At 68.0% G+C, this 23,875-nt stretch carries 18 protein-coding genes; 12 read left to right on the top strand and 6 right to left on the bottom strand.

Annotated elements, in window-relative coordinates:
- Positions 1-83: 83 nt before the first annotated feature.
- Together hutG and MNQ95_RS01980 are read left to right on the top strand one after the other, a co-directional pair.
- Complete coding sequence (hutG, locus tag MNQ95_RS01985) at positions 84-860, top strand: N-formylglutamate deformylase (protein ID WP_241953655.1); 777 nt, start codon at positions 84-86, stop codon at positions 858-860.
- Positions 861-1,129: 269 nt separating this feature from the next.
- The gene (locus tag MNQ95_RS01980) at positions 1,130-2,137 is read left to right on the top strand and encodes a DMT family transporter (RefSeq protein ID WP_241953654.1); all 1,008 of its coding nucleotides are present in this window, start codon (positions 1,130-1,132) and stop codon (positions 2,135-2,137) included.
- 821 nt (positions 2,138-2,958) lie between these two features.
- On the opposite strand, the gene fusA is transcribed toward MNQ95_RS01980, so the two are convergent.
- The gene (gene fusA / locus MNQ95_RS01975) at positions 2,959-5,028 is read right to left on the bottom strand and encodes an elongation factor G (RefSeq protein WP_241953653.1); all 2,070 of its coding nucleotides are present in this window, start codon (positions 5,026-5,028) and stop codon (positions 2,959-2,961) included.
- A 494-nt stretch (positions 5,029-5,522) separates the two neighbouring features.
- On the opposite strand from fusA, the gene MNQ95_RS01970 reads away from it, so the two are divergent.
- The 3 genes from MNQ95_RS01970 to MNQ95_RS01960 all read left to right on the top strand — a co-directional run bounded on the left by MNQ95_RS01970 (position 5,523) and on the right by MNQ95_RS01960 (position 11,161).
- A complete protein-coding gene (locus tag MNQ95_RS01970; protein ID WP_162411579.1) occupies positions 5,523-5,957 on the top strand; it encodes an OsmC family protein in 435 nt (144 codons plus the stop codon).
- 719 nt (positions 5,958-6,676) lie between these two features.
- The gene (locus MNQ95_RS01965; RefSeq protein WP_241953652.1) at positions 6,677-8,545 is read left to right on the top strand and encodes an amidohydrolase; all 1,869 of its coding nucleotides are present in this window, start codon (positions 6,677-6,679) and stop codon (positions 8,543-8,545) included.
- A 1,323-nt stretch (positions 8,546-9,868) separates the two neighbouring features.
- The gene (locus MNQ95_RS01960) at positions 9,869-11,161 is read left to right on the top strand and encodes an adenylosuccinate synthase (protein ID WP_241953651.1); all 1,293 of its coding nucleotides are present in this window, start codon (positions 9,869-9,871) and stop codon (positions 11,159-11,161) included.
- A 71-nt stretch (positions 11,162-11,232) separates the two neighbouring features.
- Here MNQ95_RS01960 and MNQ95_RS01955 read toward each other — a convergent pair whose 3' ends face one another.
- From MNQ95_RS01955 to MNQ95_RS01940, 4 genes are read right to left on the bottom strand one after another with little or no spacing between them, the layout of a single operon-like run.
- Positions 11,233-12,699, bottom strand: a complete 1,467-nt coding sequence (locus MNQ95_RS01955; protein WP_241953650.1) for a YecA/YgfB family protein — start codon at positions 12,697-12,699, stop codon at positions 11,233-11,235.
- A gap of 8 nt (positions 12,700-12,707) precedes the next feature.
- Complete coding sequence (locus MNQ95_RS01950) at positions 12,708-13,922, bottom strand: hypothetical protein (protein ID WP_241953649.1); 1,215 nt, start codon at positions 13,920-13,922, stop codon at positions 12,708-12,710.
- Positions 13,923-13,939: 17 nt separating this feature from the next.
- Positions 13,940-15,790, bottom strand: a complete 1,851-nt coding sequence (locus MNQ95_RS01945) for a DNA/RNA helicase domain-containing protein (RefSeq protein ID WP_241953648.1) — start codon at positions 15,788-15,790, stop codon at positions 13,940-13,942.
- 36 nt (positions 15,791-15,826) lie between these two features.
- Positions 15,827-16,171, bottom strand: a complete 345-nt coding sequence (locus MNQ95_RS01940) for a nucleotide pyrophosphohydrolase (RefSeq protein WP_241953647.1) — start codon at positions 16,169-16,171, stop codon at positions 15,827-15,829.
- Between the two features lie 654 nt (positions 16,172-16,825).
- Between MNQ95_RS01940 and MNQ95_RS01935 the strand changes: the two genes are divergently transcribed.
- The 5 genes from MNQ95_RS01935 to MNQ95_RS01915 all read left to right on the top strand — a co-directional run bounded on the left by MNQ95_RS01935 (position 16,826) and on the right by MNQ95_RS01915 (position 21,626).
- The gene (locus tag MNQ95_RS01935) at positions 16,826-17,302 is read left to right on the top strand and encodes a hypothetical protein (protein ID WP_241953646.1); all 477 of its coding nucleotides are present in this window, start codon (positions 16,826-16,828) and stop codon (positions 17,300-17,302) included.
- A gap of 155 nt (positions 17,303-17,457) precedes the next feature.
- On the top strand, positions 17,458-17,850 hold the full coding sequence (locus MNQ95_RS01930) for a hypothetical protein (RefSeq protein WP_241954459.1): 393 nt from the start codon (positions 17,458-17,460) through the stop codon (positions 17,848-17,850).
- A 27-nt stretch (positions 17,851-17,877) separates the two neighbouring features.
- Positions 17,878-18,186: a hypothetical protein gene (locus MNQ95_RS01925; RefSeq protein ID WP_162411170.1), complete on the top strand. Its 309-nt coding sequence runs from the start codon at positions 17,878-17,880 to the stop codon at positions 18,184-18,186.
- Between the two features lie 238 nt (positions 18,187-18,424).
- The gene (locus MNQ95_RS01920) at positions 18,425-19,942 is read left to right on the top strand and encodes an ATPase domain-containing protein (RefSeq protein WP_241953645.1); all 1,518 of its coding nucleotides are present in this window, start codon (positions 18,425-18,427) and stop codon (positions 19,940-19,942) included.
- Complete coding sequence (locus tag MNQ95_RS01915) at positions 19,929-21,626, top strand: ATP-binding protein (protein ID WP_241953644.1); 1,698 nt, start codon at positions 19,929-19,931, stop codon at positions 21,624-21,626. The genes MNQ95_RS01920 and MNQ95_RS01915 overlap by 14 nt, the downstream gene beginning before the upstream one ends.
- 309 nt (positions 21,627-21,935) lie before the next feature.
- Here MNQ95_RS01915 and MNQ95_RS01910 read toward each other — a convergent pair whose 3' ends face one another.
- Positions 21,936-22,538, bottom strand: a complete 603-nt coding sequence (locus MNQ95_RS01910; RefSeq protein WP_162411160.1) for a ferritin family protein — start codon at positions 22,536-22,538, stop codon at positions 21,936-21,938.
- Between the two features lie 324 nt (positions 22,539-22,862).
- Here MNQ95_RS01910 and MNQ95_RS01905 point away from each other — a divergent pair, with 324 nt between their 5' ends.
- Complete coding sequence (locus MNQ95_RS01905) at positions 22,863-23,531, top strand: class I SAM-dependent methyltransferase (RefSeq protein WP_241953643.1); 669 nt, start codon at positions 22,863-22,865, stop codon at positions 23,529-23,531.
- A complete protein-coding gene (locus MNQ95_RS01900; RefSeq protein WP_162411158.1) occupies positions 23,528-23,848 on the top strand; it encodes a YkgJ family cysteine cluster protein in 321 nt (106 codons plus the stop codon). Before MNQ95_RS01905 ends, MNQ95_RS01900 begins: the two co-directional genes overlap by 4 nt.
- Positions 23,849-23,875: the final 27 nt, after the last annotated feature.

Here is a 23,875-nt window from a genome sequence, read left to right as displayed (position 1 = left end):
CCCCTGCAAAAGCGCAGCAACCAACCCCTGCGCCGGGCACCGACCTCGCAAATCCGTCCAATCACGCGGCGTACAATCGCCACATGGACATCTACCACCTGCACCAGGGCACCGCGCCTTTGCTGGTCAGCCTGCCGCACGATGGCAGCGCGCTCCCTGACCCTATCGCCGCGCGCCTCACCGCCAGCGCGCGCCGCACGCCCGATACCGACTGGCACGTCAGCCGCCTCTACGACTTCGCCCGCGAGCTCGGTGCCTCGATCCTGGTGCCGCGCTACTCGCGTTATGTCGTCGACCTCAACCGGCCGCCAGACGACACTTCGCTGTATCCCGGTCAGAACACCACCGGCCTGTGCCCGGTGGTGCAATTCAGCGGCGAGCCGGTCTACCTCGAAGGCGCGCAGCCCGATCCGGCCGAGATCGCCGCGCGCGTGGACACGTACTGGCGCCCGTACCACGACACGCTCGACGCCGAGCTGCAGCGCATCCGCGGCGAGCATGGCCGCGCCGTGCTGTGGGAAGGCCATTCGATCCGCGGCACGCTGCCGTTCCTGTTCGACGGCGCGCTGCCCGAGCTCAACCTGGGCACCGCCGCCGGCGCCAGCTGCACGCCGGCGCTGCAGCAAAGGCTCGCCGACGTGCTCGCCGCGCAAAGCGAGCACACCCACGTGGTCAACGGCCGCTTCAAGGGCGGCTACATCACCCGCCACTACGGCGACCCGGAGATCGGCGTGGAGGCGGTGCAGCTGGAGATCGCCCAGCATGCCTACATGGACGAGGACAGCTTCGAATACTTGCCGGAGAAGGCCGCGAAACTGCAGCGGGTGATCCGCGCGCTGCTGGAAGCCGCGCTGGCGTGAGCGGCGGCAGGCCGGACGGCGAGGGCTCCCGCGGCGATGCGGCTACAGAGATGGCGGCAGCGGCGCTGGATCCGGAAGCCGTTGCCGGCGGCGAGGATGCCGGCGAGCGCATGGCGGGTGCCCGCGTCGGAGTACAGCGCCCGGCGACGGATGCGGACGCTTCCCTGACCCGAGCGCAGGCCGGGAGCGACGGGCACGTCCCCGCCACGCAGGACGTTGCAGCGTGCGCATCGTCCGGGAAGCCGGGAACTTGGGCCGCGCACGCCGCGATGGAGGGTTTCGACGCTGCCACTGCCGTGCGCACGCCCGCCCCGTCACGCACCGCCGCGTCGGTCGCAACACACCCATCGGCCGACGCCGCCGCACGCGAAGCCGCGCTCGCACGTCGCCGCCGCATCGCCGGCATCGCCTTCGCCGCCGCCGGCGCGATCCTGTTCTCGGGCAAGGCGATCATCGTCAAGCTCGGTTTCCGTTTCGGTGCCGACGCGATCACCCTGCTGGCGCTGCGCATGCTGGTCGCGTTTCCGCTGTTCCTGCTGATGGGCTGGTGGGCGGCGCGACGGGCGACGCGACCGCTGACCGCGGGCGAGCGCTGGCGCATCGTCGGCCTGGGATTCTTCGGCTACTACCTGGCCAGCTTCCTGGACTTCGCCGGGCTGGCCTACATCAGCGCCACGCTGGAACGGCTGATCCTCTACCTCACCCCGACCCTGGTGCTGCTGATCGGCTGGGCCGCATTCGGGCGCCGCCCGCGCCGCGCGCAGTGGATCGCGCTGCTGGTCAGTTACCTGGGCGTGGCGCTGGCGTTCGGCCACGACCTGCAGGGCGGCGACCGCGGCATCGCGCTCGGCGCCGCGCTGGTGTTCGGCAGCGCGATGGCCTACGCGCTGTACCTGGTCGGCAGCGGCGAGATGGTGGGCAAGGTCGGCGCGGTACGCCTGACCGCCTACGCCAGCAGCGTGGCCAGCGTGCTGTGCATCGGCCAGTTCCTGCTGCTGCGGCCTTTCTCGGCGCTGGTGTTGCCGCACGAGGTGTACTGGCTGTCGCTGGTCAACGGCACGCTGTGCACGGTGGCGCCGGTGCTGATGGTGATGCTGGGCATCGCCCGCATTGGTTCGGGCCTGGCCGCGCAGATCGGCATGCTGGGCCCGGTATCGACGATCGTGCTGAGCATGCTCGTGCTGGGCGAACCGATGGGCCCGTGGCAGGTGGCCGGTACCTTGCTGGTCCTCGGTGGCGTGCTGCTGGTAAGTCGGGCGCCCGCAACACGGCGTTGAGCCGCGTCCCAGCCTGCCATCGCCCGAGCGGGATCGTGATCCTGATTTTTGTAGGAGCGGGCACGACCGCGACACCGAGGCGGCCGGAATTTTCGAGGTCGCATGCCGTGCCGATGGTCGCCGGCGCATGGGCAGAGCGGGATGGTCGTGAACGGGTGCCGGAGTGCGAGAGGCCTCGCCGGTGCCGACGGCATCGGTGTCGCGGTCGTGCCCGCTCCTACAGAAAGCGCCGGCATGTTTCGGGTGACGCAGTCTGGAGAGGCAGCATGGCCCGAACGCAGACATCCACGGCGTAGTTCGGCCGGACAGTTGTAGGAGCGGGCATGACCGCGACACCGAGGCGGCCGGAATTTTCGAGGTCGCATCCCGTGCCGATGGTCGCCGGTCGCGCATGGGTAGGCGGACGACCGCGAACGGGTGCCGGAGTGCGGGAGGCCTCGCCGGTGCCGACGGCATCGGTGTCGCGGTCGTGCCCGCTCCTACAGAAAGCGCCGGCATGTTTCGGGTGACGCAGTCTGGAGAGGCAGCATGGCCCGAACGCAGACATCCACGGCGTAGTTCGGCCGGACAGTTGTAGGAGCGGGCACGACCGCGACACCGAGGCGGCCGGAGTTTTCGAGGTCGCATCCCGTGCCGATGGTCGCCGGCCGCGCATGGGCAGAGGGGAGGACCGCGAACGGGTGCCGGAGTGCGGGAGGTGTCGCCCGTGCCGACGGAGTCGGTGTCGCGGTCGTGCCCGCTCCTACGAAGAGCGGTGCGGCATGCAGGGCAGGGCGGTGCGGCTGCCCGGTGCCGCATCGCGGCGCCGGGTGGGACGCCCCTCAGTCTTCCTCGTGCCGCGGCTTGTACGCCTCCACCAGCTTCTGCTGCACCGGCGGTGGCACCGGTTCGTAGTGGCTGAAATCCAGCGCGTAGCGACCCTTGCCGGCGGTCAGCGACTTCAGTTCCGCGGCGAAGCCGTCGAGCTCCGACATCGGCACCTGCGCCTTGACCACGATCTCGCCGCGCGCCGAATCGGTGCCCGTGATCCGCGCCCGCCGCGACGCCAGGCTGCCGGTCACGTCGCCCAGCTGCGCCTCCGGTGCACCGACTTCCAGGTCGACGATCGGTTCGAGCACCTGCGGCCGCGCCTTGCCGATCGCATCGAGGAATGCCTTGCGCCCGGCGGTGACGAACGCGATCTCCTTGCTGTCCACCGCATGGTGCTTGCCGTCGTACACGATCACGCGCACATCCTGCAGTGGATGCCCGGAAACCGCGCCGCCCTGCAGCACCTGGCGTACGCCTTTCTCCACCGCCGGCAGGAACTGCCCGGGAATCGTCCCGCCCTTGACCTCGTCGACGAACTCGAAGCCGCTGCCGCGCGGCAGCGGCTCGATGCGCAGGCTCACCTCGCCGAACTGGCCGGCGCCGCCGGTCTGCTTCTTGTGCCGGTGGTGGCCTTCGGATTTCGCCGACACGGTTTCGCGGTAGGCGATCCGCGGTGGCCGCGTCGCCACGTCCACGCTGAAGCGGTCCTTCAGCCGGTCCAGCATCACCCGCAGGTGCAGGTCGGACAGGCCGCGGATCACCGTCTCGTTGAGCTCCACGTTGTGGTCGACCAGGAACGCCGGGTCCTCCTCGGTCAGCTTCTGCAGCGCCTGCGACAGCTTCTGCTCCTGCCCGCGGCTGGCCGCCTGCACGGCCAGGCCGAACATCGGCCGCGGGAACTGCGTGGGCAGCAGGCGCACGGCATCCTCGTCGTGGCTGTCGTGCAGCATCGCGTCGAAATGCAGGTCGTCGATCTTGGCCACTGCCGCGATATCGCCGGGGATGGCCTCGTCGATCTCCGCATGCTCCTTGCCGCGCAGCTTGAACAGGTGGCCGACCTTGAACGACTTGCGGCCGTCGTCGACGAACAGCTGCGTGTCGCGGCGCACCGTGCCCTGGTAGACGCGGAACACGCCGAGCTTGCCGACGAACGGGTCGTTGACGATCTTGAACACGTCGGCGATCACATGGCCCTGCGCGTCCGCCTGCCCGTTGTGCAACGGCAGGGGTTCGTCGCCGTGGCCGTTGCGCTTGAACAGCGGCGGCGGATTGCCCTCGGTCGGGTCGGGGAACAGGCGCTCGGCGATCTGCAGCAGTTCGGGCACGCCCACGCCACTGCGCGCGGACACGAAGCACACCGGCACCAGGTGGCCTTCGCGCAGCGCCTTCTCGAAGGTGTCGTGCAGTTCCTGCGGGGAAATCCCGGCTTCGCCGCCGTCGAGGAAGTGCTCCATCACGCCCTCGTCCACCTCCACCACCTGGTCGAGGATGCGCTGGTGCCATCCGGCGACCGGGCCCAGGTCCGAATCGCCTTCGGCGCTGCCGAAGCAGTCGACCACGCGGGTGCCACCGTCGGCGGGCAGGTTCAGCGGCAACGCCGCATTGCCGAAGGCTTCGTGCAGCTGTTCCATCACCCGCACGCAGTCGGCGTGCTCGTGGTCGATCTTGTTGACGATGATCGCGCGGCACAGGCCGCGTTCGCGTGCGCGTTCCATCAGCCGCAGCGTGCCGTGCTCCACGCCGGTGTCGGCGTCGACCACGATCGCGGCCGTTTCCACCGCCGCCAGCGCCGACAGCGCCGGCCCGCGGAATTCCGGATAGCCGGGCGTATCGATGAAGTTGAGGTGGTAGCTGCGGTCGCCGACGGGCGCGTGGTCGATGCTGGCGATGGCGATGTCCATCGAGTGGCCGCGTGCTTTTTCCATCGGGTCGAAATCGGACACCGTGGTGCCGCGTTCGACACTGCCTGCCGTGGTCAGGGCGCCGCCGGCATGCAGCAGGGCTTCGAACAGGGTTGTTTTGCCGGCGCCGGGGTGGCCCGCGAGGGCCACGTTGCGGATGTCATGGGTTGCGTAAGGCATGAGGCCGTTCCTCCCAGGGTTGGGGGTTGAAGGGCCGTCATGGCTGTCCGGGCCGGGAACGCATGCCTGGAGGTGCCGCATCGACAAGACAGGCCGGGGCGGAACCCGGCGGGCGGTCATGGCGGACAGGTACCTTAGCGCGTCCCCGGTTCGCGGGACGTTGCGGCGCACAACCGGCCGTGGAGGGGGCATGAGCGCGACACCGCAGCCGCCGGAGGAACCACGACGCCCGTGCCGACAGGCGTGGTCAGGGAGGGTGAAGGCGCCGGTCGGCGGAAGGTGTCGGTGTCGCGGTCGTGCCCGCTCCTACAACAGCCGCGAAACCCGCTTTTCTGCAGGAGCGGGCACGACCGCGACATCGTGGACACCGGATCCACGATGGTGCCGCCCGCGCCCGCCCATGCCGCGCCACCGTCATCCCGCCCGCGCTCCAACGGTCCGCTAACGCTTGCGCCGATAGGCTGGCGCTCCCTCCACCCACCAAGGAACGACCCATGGGCATCTCCCGTCACGCGACCGCGCATTGGGAAGGCGACCTGAAGACCGGCAAGGGCAAGCTCAGCACCCCGCAGAGCGGCCTGCTCGCCGACACCCGCTACGGCTTCAACAGCCGCTTCGGCGACGAGAAGGGCACCAATCCCGAGGAACTGATCGCCGCCGCGCATGCCGGCTGCTTCACCATGGCCTTCTCGGCCAAGCTGGGCGAGGCGGGCTTCACCCCGGCCTCGATCGACACCCGCGCGGAAGTGGACCTGTCGATGGAAGGCGGCCCGACCCTGTCGCAGATCCGGCTGAAGATGAAGGCTTCGATCCCCGGCATCGACGAAGCGAAGTTCCGCGCCATCGCCGACGACGCCAAGCAGAACTGCCCGGTATCCAAGGCCCTGTCGGCGGTGCCGATCACCCTGGAAGCCGAACTGGTCGGCTGAACCCGCCAGCTGGCCCGAATCCGCCAGCTCGCCTGCAACCCCGACGGCCGCGGCGATCCCGCGGCCGTCCTGCATCCCGCCCAGGCCCGCCACCCTGTTTTTTCGTAGGAGCGGGCATGACCGCGACACCGAGGGCATCGGAGTCGCGAAGGCGCCGCCCGCACCGGGGCCTCCGCATCCACGCCCCGTCGCACGAGCGCAGCCACGCCATGCCCATCGCCACCTGTCGTTGTAGGAGCGGGCATGACCGCGACACCGAGCGCGCTGGCGCCACGATGGCGTCGCCCGCACCGAGGAGGCCTCCGCATCCACGCCCCGTCGCACCTGCGCAGCCACGCGATGCCCGTCGCCACCTCCCGTCGTAGGAGCGGGCATGACCGCGACACCGAGCGCGCTGGAGCCACGATGGCGTCGCCCGCGCCGAGGAGGCCTCCGCATCCACGCCCCGTCGCACCTGCGCAGCCACGCGATGCCCATCACCACCTGTCGTTGTAGGAGCGGGCATGACCGCGACACCGAGGTAGTCGGCAGCCACGAAGGTGTCGCCCGCGCCGACATCCCACGCCTGGGAATCACGAGGCATCGACCCCGCCGACGCCCCGGTGTCGCGGTCATGCCCGCTCCTACGGGAGCAGCTGCGAGCGCCCGTGCCGCGGCGCAGCGTTGCCCCGATGGGGATCGACCGGCATGATCGGACCCCTTCCTTTCCGGAGAAACCGATGCGCCTGCGTGCGATCTCCCCGTTCGCGTTGATCCTGGCCGGCGCCTGCGCCGTGGCAACCGCGCAGGCCCAGAAGGCCGGCGATGCACCGGATTCCGCACCATCAACAGCGAATGCGGCTTCGGCCGCGCCCGCCGCCGCGCCCGCCGCCGCACCCGCACCCGCACCCGCACCCGCACCCGCACCCGCACCCGCACCCGCACCCGCACCCGCACCCGCACCCGCACCCGCACCCGCACCCGCACCCGCCGCCGACCAGGTCACCGTCCTCACCGCCGCGCGCATCCACACCGAGGACCGCGCGCAGCCGCAGGTCACCGCGATCGCCTGGGACGGGCAGGGCCGCATCATCGCCACCGGCACCGCGCAGGAGCTGCGCAAGCGCTACCCGAAGGCCAGGCGCATCGACGCCGGCAAGGCCACCGTCGTCCCCGGCCTGATCGATGCCCACGCCCACCTGATGGAGCTGGGCTACGCGCTGATGCGCGCCGACCTCAGCGGCGCGGCCAGCAAGGACGAAGTGATCGCCCGCCTCAAGGCGTTCGCCGCCACCGCGCCGGCCGACGCCTGGATCGGCGGCTGGGGCTGGGACCAGAACCGCTGGCCCGGCCAGCGGTTCCCGACCGCCGCCGACCTCGACGCCGCCTTCCCCGATCGCCCGGTCTGGCTGAGCCGCATCGACGGCCACGCCGGCTGGGGCAACAGCGCCGCAATGCGCGCCACCGAAGCGGTGCAGGGCGCGCGTGCGCTCGCCGGCGACTGGCAGCCCGACGGCGGCCGCATCGTCCGCGACGGCACCCAGGCCACCGGCGTGTTCGTCGACGGCGCCATGCGCCTGGTCGAGCGCGCGATCCCCGCACCGACCGCCGCCTACCGCGAAGAAGCCCTCAAGCGCGCACTCGACGCGGCCGTGCGCAACGGCCTCACCGGCGTGCACGACATGGGCGTCTCGCGCGATGACCTGGCGTTGATGCGCCGCTTCGCCGACCAGGGCCAGTTGCCCCTGCGCATCGACGCCTACGCCGACGGCAACCGCGACGCGCTCGCCGACCTGTGCGCGAACGGCCTGTACCGCCATCCCGGTGGCCGCCTGCAGATGGAAGGGGTGAAGCTGTTCATCGACGGCGCGCTCGGCAGCCGCGGCGCCGCCCTGCTGGCCGACTACAGCGACGAGCCCGGCAACCGCGGCCTGCTGGTCACCGACCCGGCCGCGTTCGCCATCGCCGTGGTCAAGGCGCGCGACTGCGGCGTGCAGGTGGCCAGCCATGCGATCGGCGACCGCGGCAACCGGCTGGTGCTGGACACCTACCAGCAGGCGCTGGCGGGCAGCGGCGTGCGCACCGATCCGCGCTGGCGGGTCGAGCACGCCCAGGTGGTCGCGCCGGAGGACATCCCGCGCTTCGCCCAGCTGCGCCTGGTCGCCTCGATGCAGCCCACCCACGCCACCTCGGACATGCCCTGGGCCGAAGACCGCCTCGGCCACGACCGGCTTGAAGGCGCGTACGCCTGGCGCCGGTTCCTGGACCTGGGCGTGCCGCTGGCGCTGGGCTCGGACTTCCCGGTCGAACAGGTCGACCCGCGCCTGGGCCTGTACGCGGCAGTCACCCGCCAGGACCGCGCCGGCCAGCCGCCCGGCGGCTGGCTGCCCGGCCAGCGCCTGACCGCGGCCGAAGCCCTGCGCGGTTTCACCGCCACCGCCGCCTGGGCCGGCCACGACGAAGCCGAAGTCGGCCGCCTGGCCCCGGGCCTGCGCGCGGATTTCGTCATCCTCGACCGCGACCCCCTGGCGATCCCCGCCGCCGACCTGGACGACCTGAAGATCAAGGCCACCTGGGTCGACGGCCAGCCGGTCTACACCGCCGAATAAGAACCCCCACGCTGCCGGCTCTTGTAGGAGCGGGCACGACCGCGACACCGACGCCTTCCGGGCCGCGACGCCGTCCCCCGCGCCGATCCTTTCCCCCCGGCCCGGGCGACGCACCTCCCATTCCCGCCGCCCCGGTGTCGCGGTCATGCCCGCTCCTACAACCGCCACGCCTCGCGGGATGTGTCGGCTCGTGTAGGAGCGGGCACGACCGCGACACCGACGCCTTCCGGGCCGCGACGCCGTCCCCCGCGCCGATCCTTTCCCCCCGGCGCGGGCGACGCACCTCCCATTCCCGCCGCCCCCGGTGTCGCGGTCATGCCCGCTCCTACAACCGCCAAGCCTCGCGGGATGCGTCGGCTCTTGTAGGAGCGGGCACGACCGCGACACCGACGCCTTCCGGGCCACGACGCCGTCCCCCGCGCCGATCCTTTCCCCCGGCCCGGGCGACGTACCTCCCATTCCCGCCGCCCCGGTGTCGCGGTCATGCCCGCTCCTACAACCGCCACGCCTCGCGGGATGTGTCGGCTCGTGTAGGAGCGGGCACGACCGCGACACCGACGCCTTCCGGGCCACGACGCCGTCCCCCGCGCCGATCCTTTCCCCCCGGCGCGGGCGACGCACCTCCCATTCCCGCCGCCCCCGGTGTCGCGGTCATGCCCGCTCCTACAACCGCCAAGCCTCGCGGGATGCGTCGGCTCTTGTAGGAGCGGGCACGACCGCGACACCGACGCCTTCCGGGCCACGACGCCGTCCCCCGCGCCGATCCTTTCCCTCGGCGCGGGCGACGTACCTCCCATTCCCGCCGCCCCCGGTGTCGCGGTCATGCCCGCTCCTACAACCGCCAAGCCTCGCGGGATGCGTCGGCTCTTGTAGGAGCGGGCACGACCGCGACACCGGCGCCTTCCGGGCCACGACGCCGTCCCCCCGCGCTGATCCTTTCCCCCCGGCCCGGGCGACGCCCCTGCGATCCTCGACGCCCTCGGTGTCGCGGTCATGCCCGCTCCTACAACCGCAACCGCCCAGCCCATAACGCCCGACGCCCCCGTCCAACCCAACGGCCCGCCACACCCCAACGCTTCCCCAACCACCCGCCACCCCCGGGTGGCCCCCGCCTTCCAAAACCCGGATAATCCGCAAAAGCCGGTCGGGGCCGCTTCCCAGGAAGCACACCCGCCCGGCTTTTTCCGTGTCTGGGTCACCGCACTGCCCGATCCGCCCCGATGGCGGCTCGCGTCCCCCGCCTAGCCGGGGATGGGCAGGGCAGGGCGCCGGCCACGGTCCATCCCGCGGCCCCGATGGCCGCCAGATAAAGGAGTCACGGCCATGGGCCAGTCAGTCGTCGTCATCGGTGCCCAGTGGGGCGATGAAGGCAAGGGCAAGATCGTCGACCTGCTCACCGAGGACATCGGCGCCGTCGTCCGCTTCCAGGGCGGCCACAACGCCGGCCACACCCTGGTCATCAACGGCAAGAAGACCGTCCTGCACCTGATCCCGTCCGGCATCCTGCGCGACGACGCGCTGTGCCTGATCGGCAATGGCGTGGTGATCTCGCCGGCCGCGCTGATCAAGGAGATCGGCGAGCTGGAATCGGCCGGCGTGGAAGTGCGCAGCCGCCTGAAGATCAGCCCGGCCGCCCCGCTGATCATGCCGTACCACATCGCCCTGGATCAGGCCCGCGAGAAGGCCGCCGGCGGCAAGGCCATCGGCACCACCGGCCGCGGCATCGGCCCGGCGTACGAGGACAAGGTCGCGCGCCGCGGCATCCGCATCGCCGACCTGCATTATCCGAAGCAGCTGGAAGAGCTGCTGCGTACCGCGCTGGACTACCACAACTTCGTCCTGACCAAGTACCTGGGCGTGGACGCGGTCGACTTCGAGCAGACCTACGACGAAGCCCTGGCCTTCGGCGAATACGTGCAGCCGATGAAATCCGACGTGGCCGGCATCCTCCACGACCTGCGCAAGCAGGGTAAGCGCGTGCTGTTCGAAGGCGCGCAGGGCGCCCTGCTGGACATCGACCACGGCACCTACCCGTACGTCACCAGCTCCAACACCACCGTCGGCGGCGCGCTGGCCGGTACGGGTGTCGGCGCCGATGCGATCGACTACGTGCTGGGCATCGCCAAGGCCTACGCCACCCGCGTCGGCGGCGGCCCGTTCCCGACCGAGCTGGACGACGAGATCGGCCAGGGCATCCGCGACCGCGGCGCCGAGTACGGCGCCTCCACCGGCCGCCCGCGCCGCTGCGGCTGGATGGACATCGTCGCGCTCAAGCGCGCCGTGGCCATCAACGGCATCTCCGGCCTGTGCATCACCAAGCTCGACGTGCTCGACGGCATGGAGAAGCTGAAGATGTGCATCGCCTACGAGTACCGCGGCAAGCGCACCGAGTACGCCCCGCTGGACGCCCAGGGCTGGGAAGAGATCACCCCCGTCTACCTGGAGTTCCCCGGCTGGACCGAGAACACCCACGGCGTGACCGAGTGGGACAAGCTGCCCCCGGCCGCGCGCGCGTACCTGCGTTCGCTGGAGGAGCTGGCGGGGTGCCCGATCAGCATTGTCAGCACCGGCCCGGACCGGGATCACACGATGGTGTTGCAGGATCCGTTTGCTTGAATGCGATCAACTTCACGCGGGAAGAAATCTGCTGATTGGAGGAAGCCCCGCGAAAGCGGGGCTTCTTTCTTCTAAAGGCAACATTGCTTGAACTTTGAACCCGAGCCACAAGGGCATGGAGAGTTGCGCTTAGTCCTATCCGAACGGGGTCTTCGCGGTTGATGGTCGGGTACTGCGAATGGTTTCAGCATATCGGTAAAGATCTCCATCTCCCTCTGCATCTGACGGATTTCCCGCTTCTCGTCCTTGGAAAGTTCAGGAATGTCTAGCGCCATGAAGTCTTCTGATCTTCCGTCACTCTGCTTCGGCTCCGTGGCAACGACACAGATGTGACGGAATTCTGGCGACATCAGCTTCAACGTGAGGGCGTATGCCAAGGCCGCTTCCTGCCTTTCCTCACGATAGTCGTGATGCTCCTGGCCATGATCTCGTGGAAAGAAGAGAAATATGAACGCCTTCTTTGGATCCGATGGTGACCTTACGACGCGCGCGCTTCTCCTGTCCGCTGGAACCTGTTGGTACTTCTCAAGAATTTGTTCGCTCAGCACCAAGCGACTTCTTCTGCACTCAGCCGCGAACAGGCGAATAACCTTCTCGTGGCTATCGACTTTGTGCGGTCCAATGGCGTCGCCAGCGAGAACGTGCCCACTTATCCTCTTGAGGAGGTCATCCCAGAGATAGCTGATCTTCAGGAGTTCTTTCTCCTGTTCGTAACTCTCGGAACTCGAATACTCGTCCCAAAGTCCTTCGATGAGCACTAGGGTTCTAGCGCCCTCTCTGATGGATGGCGGAACTAGATCTCTGCGTTCGCTGGCGCCGCGACGAGTTGCCAAGTAAAAGGCAAGAATTTCCTCTTCACCAGCTGCTGATCGCAGCATGCCGTTAGTGATCGCATCTTCCTTGGCGGCAAGGTAGTTGACGAAATCACTAGCTGTATCCAGATGTCCGAGCACCAAATCCAAACTGGTATCGTCTAGCACATGAATGTATGGGCCGCCTTCGAAGATCATGCCCACATGGAATGGATGCTTCGCATGTTCTTCGCCGCACAAGTCCGGCCTGATTACTAGCGAACCGCTGCTCCCTGCGCCAAAGTAACGCTCAGCGGATTCTTTTGAGTTCCGTGCTACTACTATGCGGTGGAAGCGTGCGCCGCTCCCCGATTCTATGGGAAGCGGGAATCGATTTTTGCAAAGCTTGTCCAGAAATACTCGATCCCCATGCTCCTTGATCCACTTCTCTGCGCCAAGAATCTGCTTTGCTGATGCATATATGGCGCGGCGATACCACCTTGGCCAAGAGATCCCTATTTCCTTCTCAGAAAAGGAAATTGATTTGTCGGAGAAGATCACAATGTCCCTGCCGAACACGCACAAGAGATCGCATAGCTCCTTCCCCTGTTTGGTTTTGCTTAATCCTTCATCTGTATAAAGGTTTGGATACGACCAAAGAGAAAGGAATGTTTCATCGCATAAGCGCGACAGGTGGCGCTCTGTTTCTGTTGTACCGGCCGATTTGATGGTGGGCGTTAGCGACATGTCGCGCTCTACTTTGCCCTCTTCAGGAGCAAGTCAACAAGGTTGGTGACCTGTGCAATGACGCTCGGCGCGTCTGTTGATCTGTCATCAATTTGCTGCGCCCCCTCTGTGAATATGCTTCTAGCTACATCAGACTTTATTTCTTCGGCCTTCTTGGGGTCCAGGAGAGCAAGATATGGACCTATCGTCGTAAGAATGTGCTCGCGCCGGCGATTTAGCACTTCGTTTGTTCTGTGGCGAGAAGATTCTTTTGCCAAGTACAAGGCGGGTGCGAACAGAATTATGGAAAACGGGAGCCGGTGCAGTGCGGCTCGCCAATCAACGGAGTACTCTGCTGCAGCTCTTGCTGCCTGGGCAAATTCGGGCAGAAATAGTACTAAAGCCGCTAGTATCATTAGCCCAATAGCTAGTTTCCTATAGAGATTCGCGCTGCGCTTTTCTTCGCTGGCGTAGGTCGCATAGGCACCCGCTTGCCCGGTGTCGACAACAGATCCAAGCACCCTTGCTGCTTTGTCCAAGTACTGATGCATCGCATCTTCACCGGTCGAGAATTTCTTCGCGGACTCGACGAATTGCTGATCCAACTTCTCTTGGTAGGCCACGGTCCAGTTCTCGAATCGCTCGGAGCGGGTTTTCTCACTGTTCTGAAAATCAGTGTTGTATCCAGATAGCTGTGTCGGAAGCTGGGCCTCCATGACGGAGATGCGGTTCTCCAGCTTTGTCAAACTGCCGTCCGCAACATTGAACCTGTCCTTGATTGTGGAATACTCATTCGTGAACTCGGCGGCCAATCGGATCATCGATTCCCTAAACTCAGTTGAGCTTTGGTGCATCGAGTCTGAGTAGGCAATTGCCGCCTTTGTGATTGACGCTTTTGCGCTTCCGTACACCATAAAAGGCGTGGAGGCAGCAAATGAAATGACGTTGTCGAACTCGCCGTTCGCGGCGTGCAGATGATTTAAGTTTCCACCTGAGCGAAAAGCAGCGATGTTATTAATGACGCCTTGTAGGTTGGCGTGCATGTTGTTCAGCGTGGATGGGCCAATTATCTCAGGATCCATTGCGTCCATTAGGTTTCCAATGAACGCATGAATTTTTCTCAGTCGTGCGAGATCTTCCGATTCAAGAGCGTCATCGGACACGGTGTCTCGCAGTGTTGTCCCGAGAACCTTAAAGTCCTCGTGTATAGGATGATTCTTGAATTGATCGGTCCATCGAGACATGGCGGTATCCGGGGTGGCTAGGGTCGGCGTGAGGTGTGCGGTGTTGTGAAATGCAGGTAGCAGCCCTTCATTCCTCGGCTCATGAGCGTCTTGTAGGTGTTACGTACGATCACCTCCAGCCGCTCGCGCGTGGCGTCCGGGTCTTCTTTCATGAGCGTCTTGTAACCCCGCACTGAACGGTCCATCCGCGATCGAGAATCGGGAAAGACCATCGGCTTGCCGTCGATCCAACGCAGGTCTGGGCCGATGATCACCCCGACGTAGTCCAGCTCCAGCCCCTGGCACGTGTGGATACAGCCAACCTGCTCGACCGAACCCGGCGCGACGATCCAGAGGCTGCCGTCCTTGTCCAGGTTCCACTGCGCCTTGTAGCCGTACTCGGGAATCTCGATGTCCCAGGCCTTCGGTTCCTTCTTGCTCTTCCAGTCCCAACAGTAGCCGGCGACGACGCGGGCCTTGTTGTTGAGTTTGTTCTTCTCGCGGATCAGGTCGTGCAGTTTGACCGGGGAGGCGACGATGCGGAAGTCGAAGCTGTCGCGATCGAAGTCGGTATTGGCGGACTCGCGGATGCCGAGGAAGTTGTCCAGCCAGGCGATGTAGCCGTCCGAGCCGGCGCAGCGGAACTGGGAGGCCAGCTCCAGGCGGGTCACCTCGGCACCGGCGGCGCGGGCCCAGCGTTCGAGTTCCTCGGTGCGGCCGATGTCGGACAGGGTCACGATCTGGTCGTCGTCGGCGAAGAAGACGGTGCAGCGGGCGCTGCGGATCAACTCCATGATCTGGTTCTGGCCGAGGTTGCCGTACAGGCCGCTTTTCTCGTTGAGGCGGTGGGCCTCGTCCACCACCAGCGTGTCGAACACGTTGGGCTCGGCCTCATGGAAGCCGCCCGAGCCGGCGAACAGGTTGCCGATCTCGACCTGGCGCAGGTGGCCGGCGAGCTTCTGCTTGTAGACCGCGCGTGGCGCCGCGTTCTTGGAGACGTATTTGGTCAGCTGGCCGCGTTTGGTCAGTTCGACCAGCAGATTCACCGCCACCACCGACTTGCCGGTGCCCGGGCCGCCCTTGACGATGATCACCTGCTTGCGCGCGTCGCTGGCCTGGGCGGCCCTGGCCAGGCAGGTCTCGTAGACGACCTTCTGGTCGTCCACCAGCACGAATTCCTCGTTGCCCTTGAGCATCTTGGCCAGGCTGTCGGCCAGCATCTTGGACGGGCGGATGCGGCCTTTCTCGATCTCGAAGAGCAGGGTGCCGTTGTCGCCCTGGCGCACGTGCTGGCGGATGAAGGCGCGCAGCTTGGCCAGCTCGTCGTTGCCGTCGAGGAACACCGGCGCCTTGTCCAGGTACGCGGCGTAGTGCGCGTTGCGGATGACGCCATCGTCCTTGTAGTTGTGCAGGTAGGCGCACGGACGCAGCTCGGTGCCCGATTCGTAGACCGCCTCGTTGAAGCCGTTGAGCAGGGCGGCGTAGGACCAGGCCTGGTAACTGGGGTGCGTGCCTTCGGTCTCGGCCCGGCCGCCCCGGTTGGCGATGAGGATCCCGTCCTTCTCGCTGATGCGGGAGGTCGACCACTGTTTGAGTTCGACGATGACGACGTGCGGCGTTCCGTCCTCGGCCTTGCCCGAGAGGATGAAGTCCACGCGCTTGGCGGTCTGCGGGATGCCGAACTCGATGCCCACGCCAACGTCGTCCGGAATGCCGCCGTCGCGCAGCACCCGCGCCATGGCGGTGAGGGAGTTGCGCCAGGCTTTGAACTCCGGTGTCGAGGCATATCGCCCGGTCTTCTGCACGTACGCAGCCGAAACCACGTCCTCGATCTGGTCGTGGTCGCAGTCGTGCAGGAACTTCGATTTCGTCGCGTGGTAGACGATCACGCCAGCCTTTCCCCTTTCGGCCCGCTGATTTCAGCGCTAGGTGTTCTTCCTGATCCCGCCCCGCTGCCTGTCCGCCGGGTAGTTGACCGCGTTGATCTCCATCTTCTGCCGGGCCGCTTCCAGCGGGTCGATGCCCAGCTTGTCGGACAGCTGCAGCAGGTAGAGCAGCACGTCGGCGATCTCGTGCCCGACCGCCTGCCGCTGCTCGTCGGTGAGCTGCCGGCTCTGCTCGTCGGTCAGCCACTGGAAGTGCTCCAGCAGTTCGGAGGCCTCCACGGACAGGGCGGCGGCCAGGTTCTTGGGCGTGTGGAACGGGCCCCAGCCGCGCTCCTGCGCGAACTGGCGCAGGGCGGCCTGAAGCTCCTCGATCTCGCGGCTCACGTTTCCCGTCTCCCCGGACTGTGACGCGCATCGAGTATAGGCGAGGGGCGCAGGCCGTCCCTCGGCTTGCCAGGCCCGCAGAAGGTTTCAGGGGCCGCAAGCCACGGAACTCCACTTCTGCTGCCCGGAGCCTCGCGCGCAAGGCTCCGGGCCTTGTCGATGCAAGGTTCCGGGCGTCGCGTGCGGCGTCCCAGCTGCGCGCTCGGGGCTTTCTGCCTTGCGTGCAAGGCTGCGGGCCTCGTGGGCAGGGCCTTCTGCCTCGCGGCCGCAAGGCTTTTCGCCTTGCGCGCAGCGCCTGGACCTTGCGCGCGAGGAAACGAGCCCGACGGGTGGCGTTATCGGCCTTGCGGGTGGCCCGGAAAGCCGCAGGCGGCGGGCCTGACGGCGGGAAAGCGGACCTCTGGGTGCCCGGCGTGCTGCCAGGGGCCGGACGCTCCGGGCCGGGCGGCCCGGATGCCGGGCGACACGCCCCACGCCCCGCACCGACAACCCCACGCGCCGGCTTCCGAGCCCGGACCGGGGTGTTTTCCGACCCGACGGCTAGGAGTTTTCCTACACGGTTTTCGGCCGCGGCCCGATGGCGGGGCCGGGGTATCGGCCGGAGCCTTTGCATGCCGGCCGTCCGGCCGGCATCACTGACAAGGAAGCCTGTCCATGACCCAGAACCTGATCACCCTGGAGCTGTCGGCCGAAGCCCTCGCCGCCATCGATGCCGCGCTGTCCACGCTGGAGACGCACCTGGTGCCGCTGCTTGGCCTGGACCCGGAGTCGCGCCGCGGCCTGACCAAGATGGGCGACAAGTCCGAAGCCTTCTGCCGCGAGGCGGTGGTGGCGTTCGCCCAGAACGCCGAAGTGCTGCCGCGCAATTTCGACGTCACCGCCTACGTGGACGACCTGGCTGCGCTGGATGCGTTGCGGCCGCGGCGCATCCGCCTCAGCCGCCTGCACGAACGCCTGCTCGATACCGAGATGGCGCTGGGCAGCGACCTGATGGCCAATTCGCTGGAGGGTTACGCGGTGCTCAAGGTCGCCGGCAAGGGCACCGGCCTGGACAGCCTGCGGCAGATGCTGTCGACCCGCTTCGCCCGCGGCCGCCGCGCCGCGACGGACGAGGCCGCCGAGTCGGCCTGACCAGGCACGCCAGTTCCACCATGAAGGCCGCCCCCGGGCGGCCTTCTCTTTGCGCGTTTCGTAAAGCCGCTTTTCACGCCGCCACGCGCGCGAGGTAACAGCCCGTCTGCGAGGGTGGCAGGGCGCGCGCATCGCCGCGCCCACCAGGAACCATCATGGCAATCGACAGCGGGACGGGCAGCGGGCAGAAGGACGGCGCAGGCGGAGAGCGCCGGAGCGAGCAGGAAGCACGGCAGGAAACGTCGGAGCAGCGCCAGGACGGCGCGCTGGAAGACCACCGCCGGCAGCCGTCGGCATCGGAAACGCAGGTGCGGCGCGAGCAGGGTGGCCATGACCGGCCGGTCGGCGGCGACCAGAAGCCGCATCCACGTCCGCAGGCCACGCCGCAGGACGGAAAGAAGCCTGACGCGCAGAGTCAATCCGACAACGCTGGCCGTCCCGATCCCAAGGCCGGCGTCGACAGCGAGGTTGGCGACCTGGACGATCCGGACGCGGAAAAGAAGGGCGCCTTGCCCGGCCGCGCCGGCGGCGGCCTGGCCGGCGGCTGAGACATCCCGCGCAACAGGCCATCCGTGATGCACCTCGTCCAGCTCTTCCTGCCGCTCTACGACAACGCCGGCAGCGCCTTCCCGAAGGCGCTCTACGACCGGGTCCGCACCGAACTTACCGAACGCTTCGGTGGCGTCACCGCGTTCCTGCGTTCGCCCGCGGCGGGAGCATGGGAGGACGACCGCGGCGCGGTGCAGCGCGACGAGGTCGTGCTGCTGGAGGTGATGGCCGAGCACGTCGACCACGGCTGGTGGGCGGCCTACCGCGAAGACCTGCAACGGCGCTTCCGCCAGGACACGGTGCTGATCCGCGCGAGCGCGGTGGAGCGGCTGTAGCGTGCGTTGCGACGATCGGCGCGTGTCGCGCGGCGCCCATGCCGCCTTCACGCCTGCCCGTTCATAGTCGTCAACGGGACGCCGACGTCGTACACGGGGCCCCCGTTATCCGGGTCATGCACCCGGGTCGCGCCGCAACGGTCGACCGGCGGTGGGGAGTCTCCCGCCTGGCACGCACCGGCATCGAGGGTCCAGCAGCGGACGCCGCTGCGGATCCGGGCAGGACAAAGGAGTCACCATGCAAAGCGGTTCCAGCGCCACGACTGACAACGTCTCGCGGATCTCCACGGGCAATGCGGGACTGGACGACATCCTCGGCGGGGGCGTCGACGCCAACCGCATGTACCTCTACGAGGGTCGGCCGGGCACCGGCAAGACCACCCTGGCGCTGGAGTTCCTGCTGGAAGGCGCGCGCAACGGCGAGCGGGTGCTCTACATCTCCCTGTCGGAGACCGAGAGCGAGCTCAACCTGGTCGCCAGCCGCCACGGCTGGGACCTGGCCGGCGTGGACATCTTCGAGCTGGTGCCGCCGGAGACCACGCTCGATCCGGGCCGCGAGATCACCGTGCTGCATCCGGCCGAGGTGGAGCTGGCCGAGACCACCAAGCTGATCCTGGACCGCATCGCCGACACCAGCCCGACCCGGGTGGTGATCGACAGCCTGTCCGAGCTGCGCCTGCTGGCGCAGAACTCGCTGCGCTACCGGCGCCAGGTGCTGGCGCTCAAGCACTTCTTCGCTCGCCGCCAGTGCACGGTGATCATGCTCGACGACATGAGCTCGCAGGAGAACGACCTGCAGCTGCATTCGATCTGCCACGGCGTGGTGCTGCTGGAGCAGCTGGCCATCGACTACGGCTCCGAGCGCCGCCGCCTGCGCGTGGTCAAGATGCGCGGCATCGGCTTCCGCGGCGGCTTCCACGACATGAAGATCGTGCAGGGCGGATTGCAGATCTATCCGCGCCTGGTCGCGGCTGAGCACCACGCGCAGTTCATCGGCGAGTTCACCCCCAGCGGCAATGCCGAGCTGGACCGGCTGCTGGGCGGCGGCCTGGAACGCGGCACCAACGCCCTGCTGATCGGCGCCGCCGGCGTGGGCAAGTCGTCGCTGGCGCTGACCTATGCCATCACCGCCGCGCAGCGCGGCGAGATGGCGGCGATCTTCGCCTTCGACGAGGGCCGCGGCACCATCGAGGCCCGCGCCAGGACCCTGGGGCTGCCGCTGCAGCCGGCCCTCGACAGCGGAAAGATCCTGTTCCAGCAGATCGACCCGGCGGAGATGTCGCCGGGCGAGTTCGCAGCGATCGTGCGCCAGCGCGTGGACCGCGACCACGCGCGCGTGGTGGTGATCGACAGCCTCAACGGCTACCTCAACGCGATGCCGGACGGGCGCTTCCTGATCCTGCAGATGCACGAGCTGCTCAGCTACCTGGCCCAGCAGGGCGTGCTGACCATCCTGGTGCTGGCCCAGCACGGGCTGGTCGGGCCGATCGAGACGCCGCTGGACATCAGTTACCTCAGCGACGCGGTGCTGATGCTGCGCTACTTCGAACATGGCGGCGTGGTGCGGCGGGCGCTGTCGGTGGTCAAGAAGCGCAGCGGCGACCACGAGCACACCATCCGCGAGTTCGGCCTGAGCCACCAGGGACTGTCGCTGGGCCCGCCGTTGCGCGAGTTCAGCGGAATCTTCTCCGGTACACCTTCCTACATCGGCAGCGCGGAGCCCCTGTTGCAAGGTGACTCCCGTGCAAGCGACTGAGGAGATCGGCCGGCGGGTACTGGTGCTGGCCCCGATCGGACGCGATGCGACCACGGTGGCCGACCTGCTCGCCCGCGCGGACATCGTCGCGTGTATCTGCGCGGACTACGACGCGCTGCTGGCCGGCCTGGGCGAAGGCGCCGGCGCGGCGTTCGTAGCCGAGGAAGGGCTGTTCGGCCACGACCTGGACCGGCTTGCCGGCTGGGTCGCTGCGCAGCCGCCGTGGTCGGACCTGCCGATCGCCATGCTCAGCAGCCGCCATCGCCATCCGCAGGTGACCGCGTGGCGACGCGACCAGGTCGCGCGGCTGGGCAACGTCTCGCTGATCGAGCGACCGGTGGAACCGATCACCCTGGTCAGCGTGATGCAGGCGGCGCTGCGCGCGCGCAAGCGCCAGCTGGAGATCCGCGATTTCATGCAGGCGCGCGCGGCCGCGGCCGCCAGCCTGGAGGCGCTGGTGGAACAGCGCACCGCGCAGCTGCAGGCGGTCAACCTGCAGCTGCGCGACGAGATGGCCGAGCGCGCCCGCGTGGAGGAATCCCTGCGCCACACGCAGAAGCTGGAATCGCTGGGCCAGCTGACCGGTGGCGTCGCCCACGATTTCAACAACATCCTGATGGTCATCTCCGCCGGCCTGGAAATGCTGGAGATGAGCGACCGCCCCGAGCGCCGCGAACGGATGCTGCGCGGCATGCGCCAGGCCACCCAGCGCGGTGCCGGGCTGACCCGGCAGCTGCTGGCGTTCTCGCGCAGCCGCGCGCTGCGGCCCGAGACCGTCCACCTGCCCAGGCTGGTCGGCGACATGGCCGAGCTGCTGCACGGCAGCCTGCGTGGCGACATCCGCCTGCAGCTGGAGCTGTCGCCGGACCTGTGGCCGGTGCTCGTCGACCCGGGCGAACTGGAACTGGCGATCCTCAACCTGGCGGTGAACGCGCGAGACGCGATGGCCGGCAGCGGAACCATCACCATCAGCGGCCGCAACGTCGTGGAGGACGCGATCAACGAGACCGGGGAGTTCGTGCACCTGGCGATCCGCGATACCGGCTCGGGCATGAGCGAGGAGGTGCAGGCGCGGGTGTTCGAACCGTTCTTCACCACCAAGGACGTGGGCAAGGGTTCGGGTCTGGGCCTGGCCCAGGTCTATGGGTTTGCGCGCCAGTCCGGCGGCTCGGTGGCGATCGATTCCGAGCCCGGCCAGGGGGCGACGATCACCCTGCGCCTGCCGCGCTCGCACCAGGCACCGACCGCCAGCGCCGGGCTCGAGTCGCACGTGGCCGAGGCAACCGGCAGCTCGACCGATTGCGTCCTGCTGGTGGAAGACGACGCCGAGGTGGCCGCGTTCGTCGAGGAGCTGCTGCACGGCATCGGCTACGAGGTGATCCACGCGGCGAGCGCGAAGGCCGCGCTGGGTGCGCTGGCCAACAACCGCCAGATGGCGTTCGTGTTCTCCGACATCATGATGCCCGGCGGCACCAGCGGCATCGACCTGGCCCGCGAGATCCGCCAGCGCCGGCCGGAACTGCCGGTGCTGCTCACCAGCGGGTTTGCCGGCGCCGGTGGCGACGAAGCCGCGAAACTTGGCATCGAGATCCTGCGCAAGCCGTACGGGCTGGATGACCTGCGCGCGGCCGTCGCGCGGGTGCGGGGTGCGGGGCCGGCGGCGGAGCACATTGCGTCGCCGTGAGTGAGGTGCGTGAGGGACGCGGGGCCGGCATCGATGCGAAGGTGGAAGGCCACGCCGGGGGCGCTGGCGGCACTCGGTACGAAGCTGATTCCCGTCGCGATCAGGCAGGCGCGCACGTCACGCGTGGTAACGACGCGCGATCACGTCGCCGAATATCCAACGCCCGCCGAAGCGTTGCAGGCCGCGGCCAGGAGAGCCAGGTCCATCGGCGTGCGTATCGCTTGCCCCAGCGCAAGCGTGCCCGCTGCATCCGCCTGCATGGGCAGCGAAGCGCAGCCGAAGGATGGCGGCTGCGCCCCGGTCCGTCGCTTACAGGTATTCCTCGCGCGCCTGCTCGGCGCGCGCCGCGCCGATCGCGGTCTCGACCTTCTTCTCTTCTTCCGGCGGCGGCAGCACCGCGGGCATGCCCAGGCTCTGGATCCACAGTTCCCGGCACCAGCCCATCGTGTGGTAGAGGTGGTGGTCCTCGTCCTGTTCGACCGCATCGTGCGCGGCCTTGAGCACCTTGGCGTGGGGGCCGCCCTGGTCGGCGACGCGGCCGATCAGTTCCCAGTTCTGGTGGTCCTTGGTTTCGGCCAGCACCACGCATTCGGCGGCGACCAGTTCGGCGGCCTCCGGGGTGGCCTTGGCGATCGCCATTTCGATCGCGGCCACCAGCGATTTGCCGTGATGGGCGACGATCTCCCGGCCCGGGCTGCTGGCTTCGGTATCCAGGCCCAGTTCGGTGAAGACCGTGGTCAGCACCTTCTCGTGGGTGCGGGTCTCGTCCAGGTACTCGCCCCATTCCTTCTTGAGGTCTTCGTTCTGCGCGGCCTTGATCGCGGCGGTGTAGATCTTGATGCCGCCGCGCTCGGTTTCCAGCGCCTGCAGCAGCAGTTCGGTGACTTGGGCGGAATCGACTTTCTTCGCCATGGGTGTGTCCTCCTCGGGGGGGCTTCTGTGTACTCCGCGCCTGCGGGAGACCGTGTGACGAATTGGCGCACATCGCGTCAATTCCGCGACGCCGCCGGCTTCGGGGGTTGCACGACCTGAACCTCCACGGCGCGTTCACGCGCGCGGGTACGCAGGCGGCCCGTCGGCTCGTCGGGGGACGCATGGAGTACGATGGGCGCGCAGGTCCCTTGGCCTGCCTCGCGCGCTCCGCACGGCCACGCCGCACTCGCCTGGCCCTCGCTTCGCTCCCTTTCATGCGTGTCCCATCCTGCTTTCGCGGGGTGGCGCCTGACGGGAGCCTCCATGCCCGGTTACACCACCCGCAATGAATCCCTCTCCATCGGCGGGCACGCCTGGCGGTTGCGCGTGCTCAGCGACAAGCAGCAGTTCTCCGATCCCGACGGGCATGCCGACCGCCTCGGCATCTCCTCGGCGCAATGGAGCCTGTTCGGCCAGCTGTGGCCGGCCGGGCGCCTGCTGGCGCAGGCGATGCAGCGCTTCGACATCGCCGGCAAGCGGGTGCTGGAACTGGGCTGCGGCATCGGCCTGGCCAGCCTGGTCCTGCAGCAGCGCGGCGCCGACGTCATCGCCTCGGACATGCATCCGCTGGCCGAACCGTTCCTGGCCTACAACGCCGCGCTCAACGCGCTGCCGGTGGTGCACTACCGCCAGTTGCGCTGGGACGCGCCGCTGCCGGCGCTGGGCCACTTCGACCTGATCATCGCCAGCGACGTGCTGTACGAGACCGACCAGGCCGCGCTGCTGGCCGGCGTGGTCGACCGCCATGCGTATCCGGCGGCGGAGGTGCTGGTGACCGATCCGGGCCGCGGCAACAGCGCGCGCTTCAGCCGCCTGCTGGAGGCGCGTGGATTCGGCATGGCCGAGGAGCGCTGCCCGATGGACGATCGCGACGAGGCGCCATACCGGGGCCGGCTGCTGCACTACACCCGCGACGGGGCCGGGGCGGGATGAACCGCCTGCCGCTGCCCACGCCCGGCACCCAGTGCGAGCGCTGTGTCGCGCTGTGCTGCCAGCTGACGGTGGTGCTGCAGCCCGGGGACGACATCCCCGAACACCTGGTCGCCCAGTTGCCGACCGGCGTGCGGGTCATGGCCCAGGGTGCGTCCGGCTGGTGCGCGGCGCTGGACCATGAACACATGAACTGTGGCATCTACGAACATCGCCCGGAGGCGTGCCGGCGCTTCGTCATGAACGGCCCGCACTGCCGGGCGCTGCGCATCGATTACAGCCGCGACCGCGCGCGGGGAATCCCGATGCAGCTGGAATGAACGGCGATGGCCGCGGCGACAGGCAAG

This window comes from Pseudoxanthomonas daejeonensis, assembly GCF_022637495.1.
In the GTDB taxonomy this organism is placed as follows: Bacteria; Pseudomonadota; Gammaproteobacteria; order Xanthomonadales; family Xanthomonadaceae; genus Pseudoxanthomonas; species Pseudoxanthomonas daejeonensis.
The sequence above is the reverse complement of the archived record's forward strand: the minus strand, read 5'-3'. Positions and strand labels throughout refer to the sequence as shown.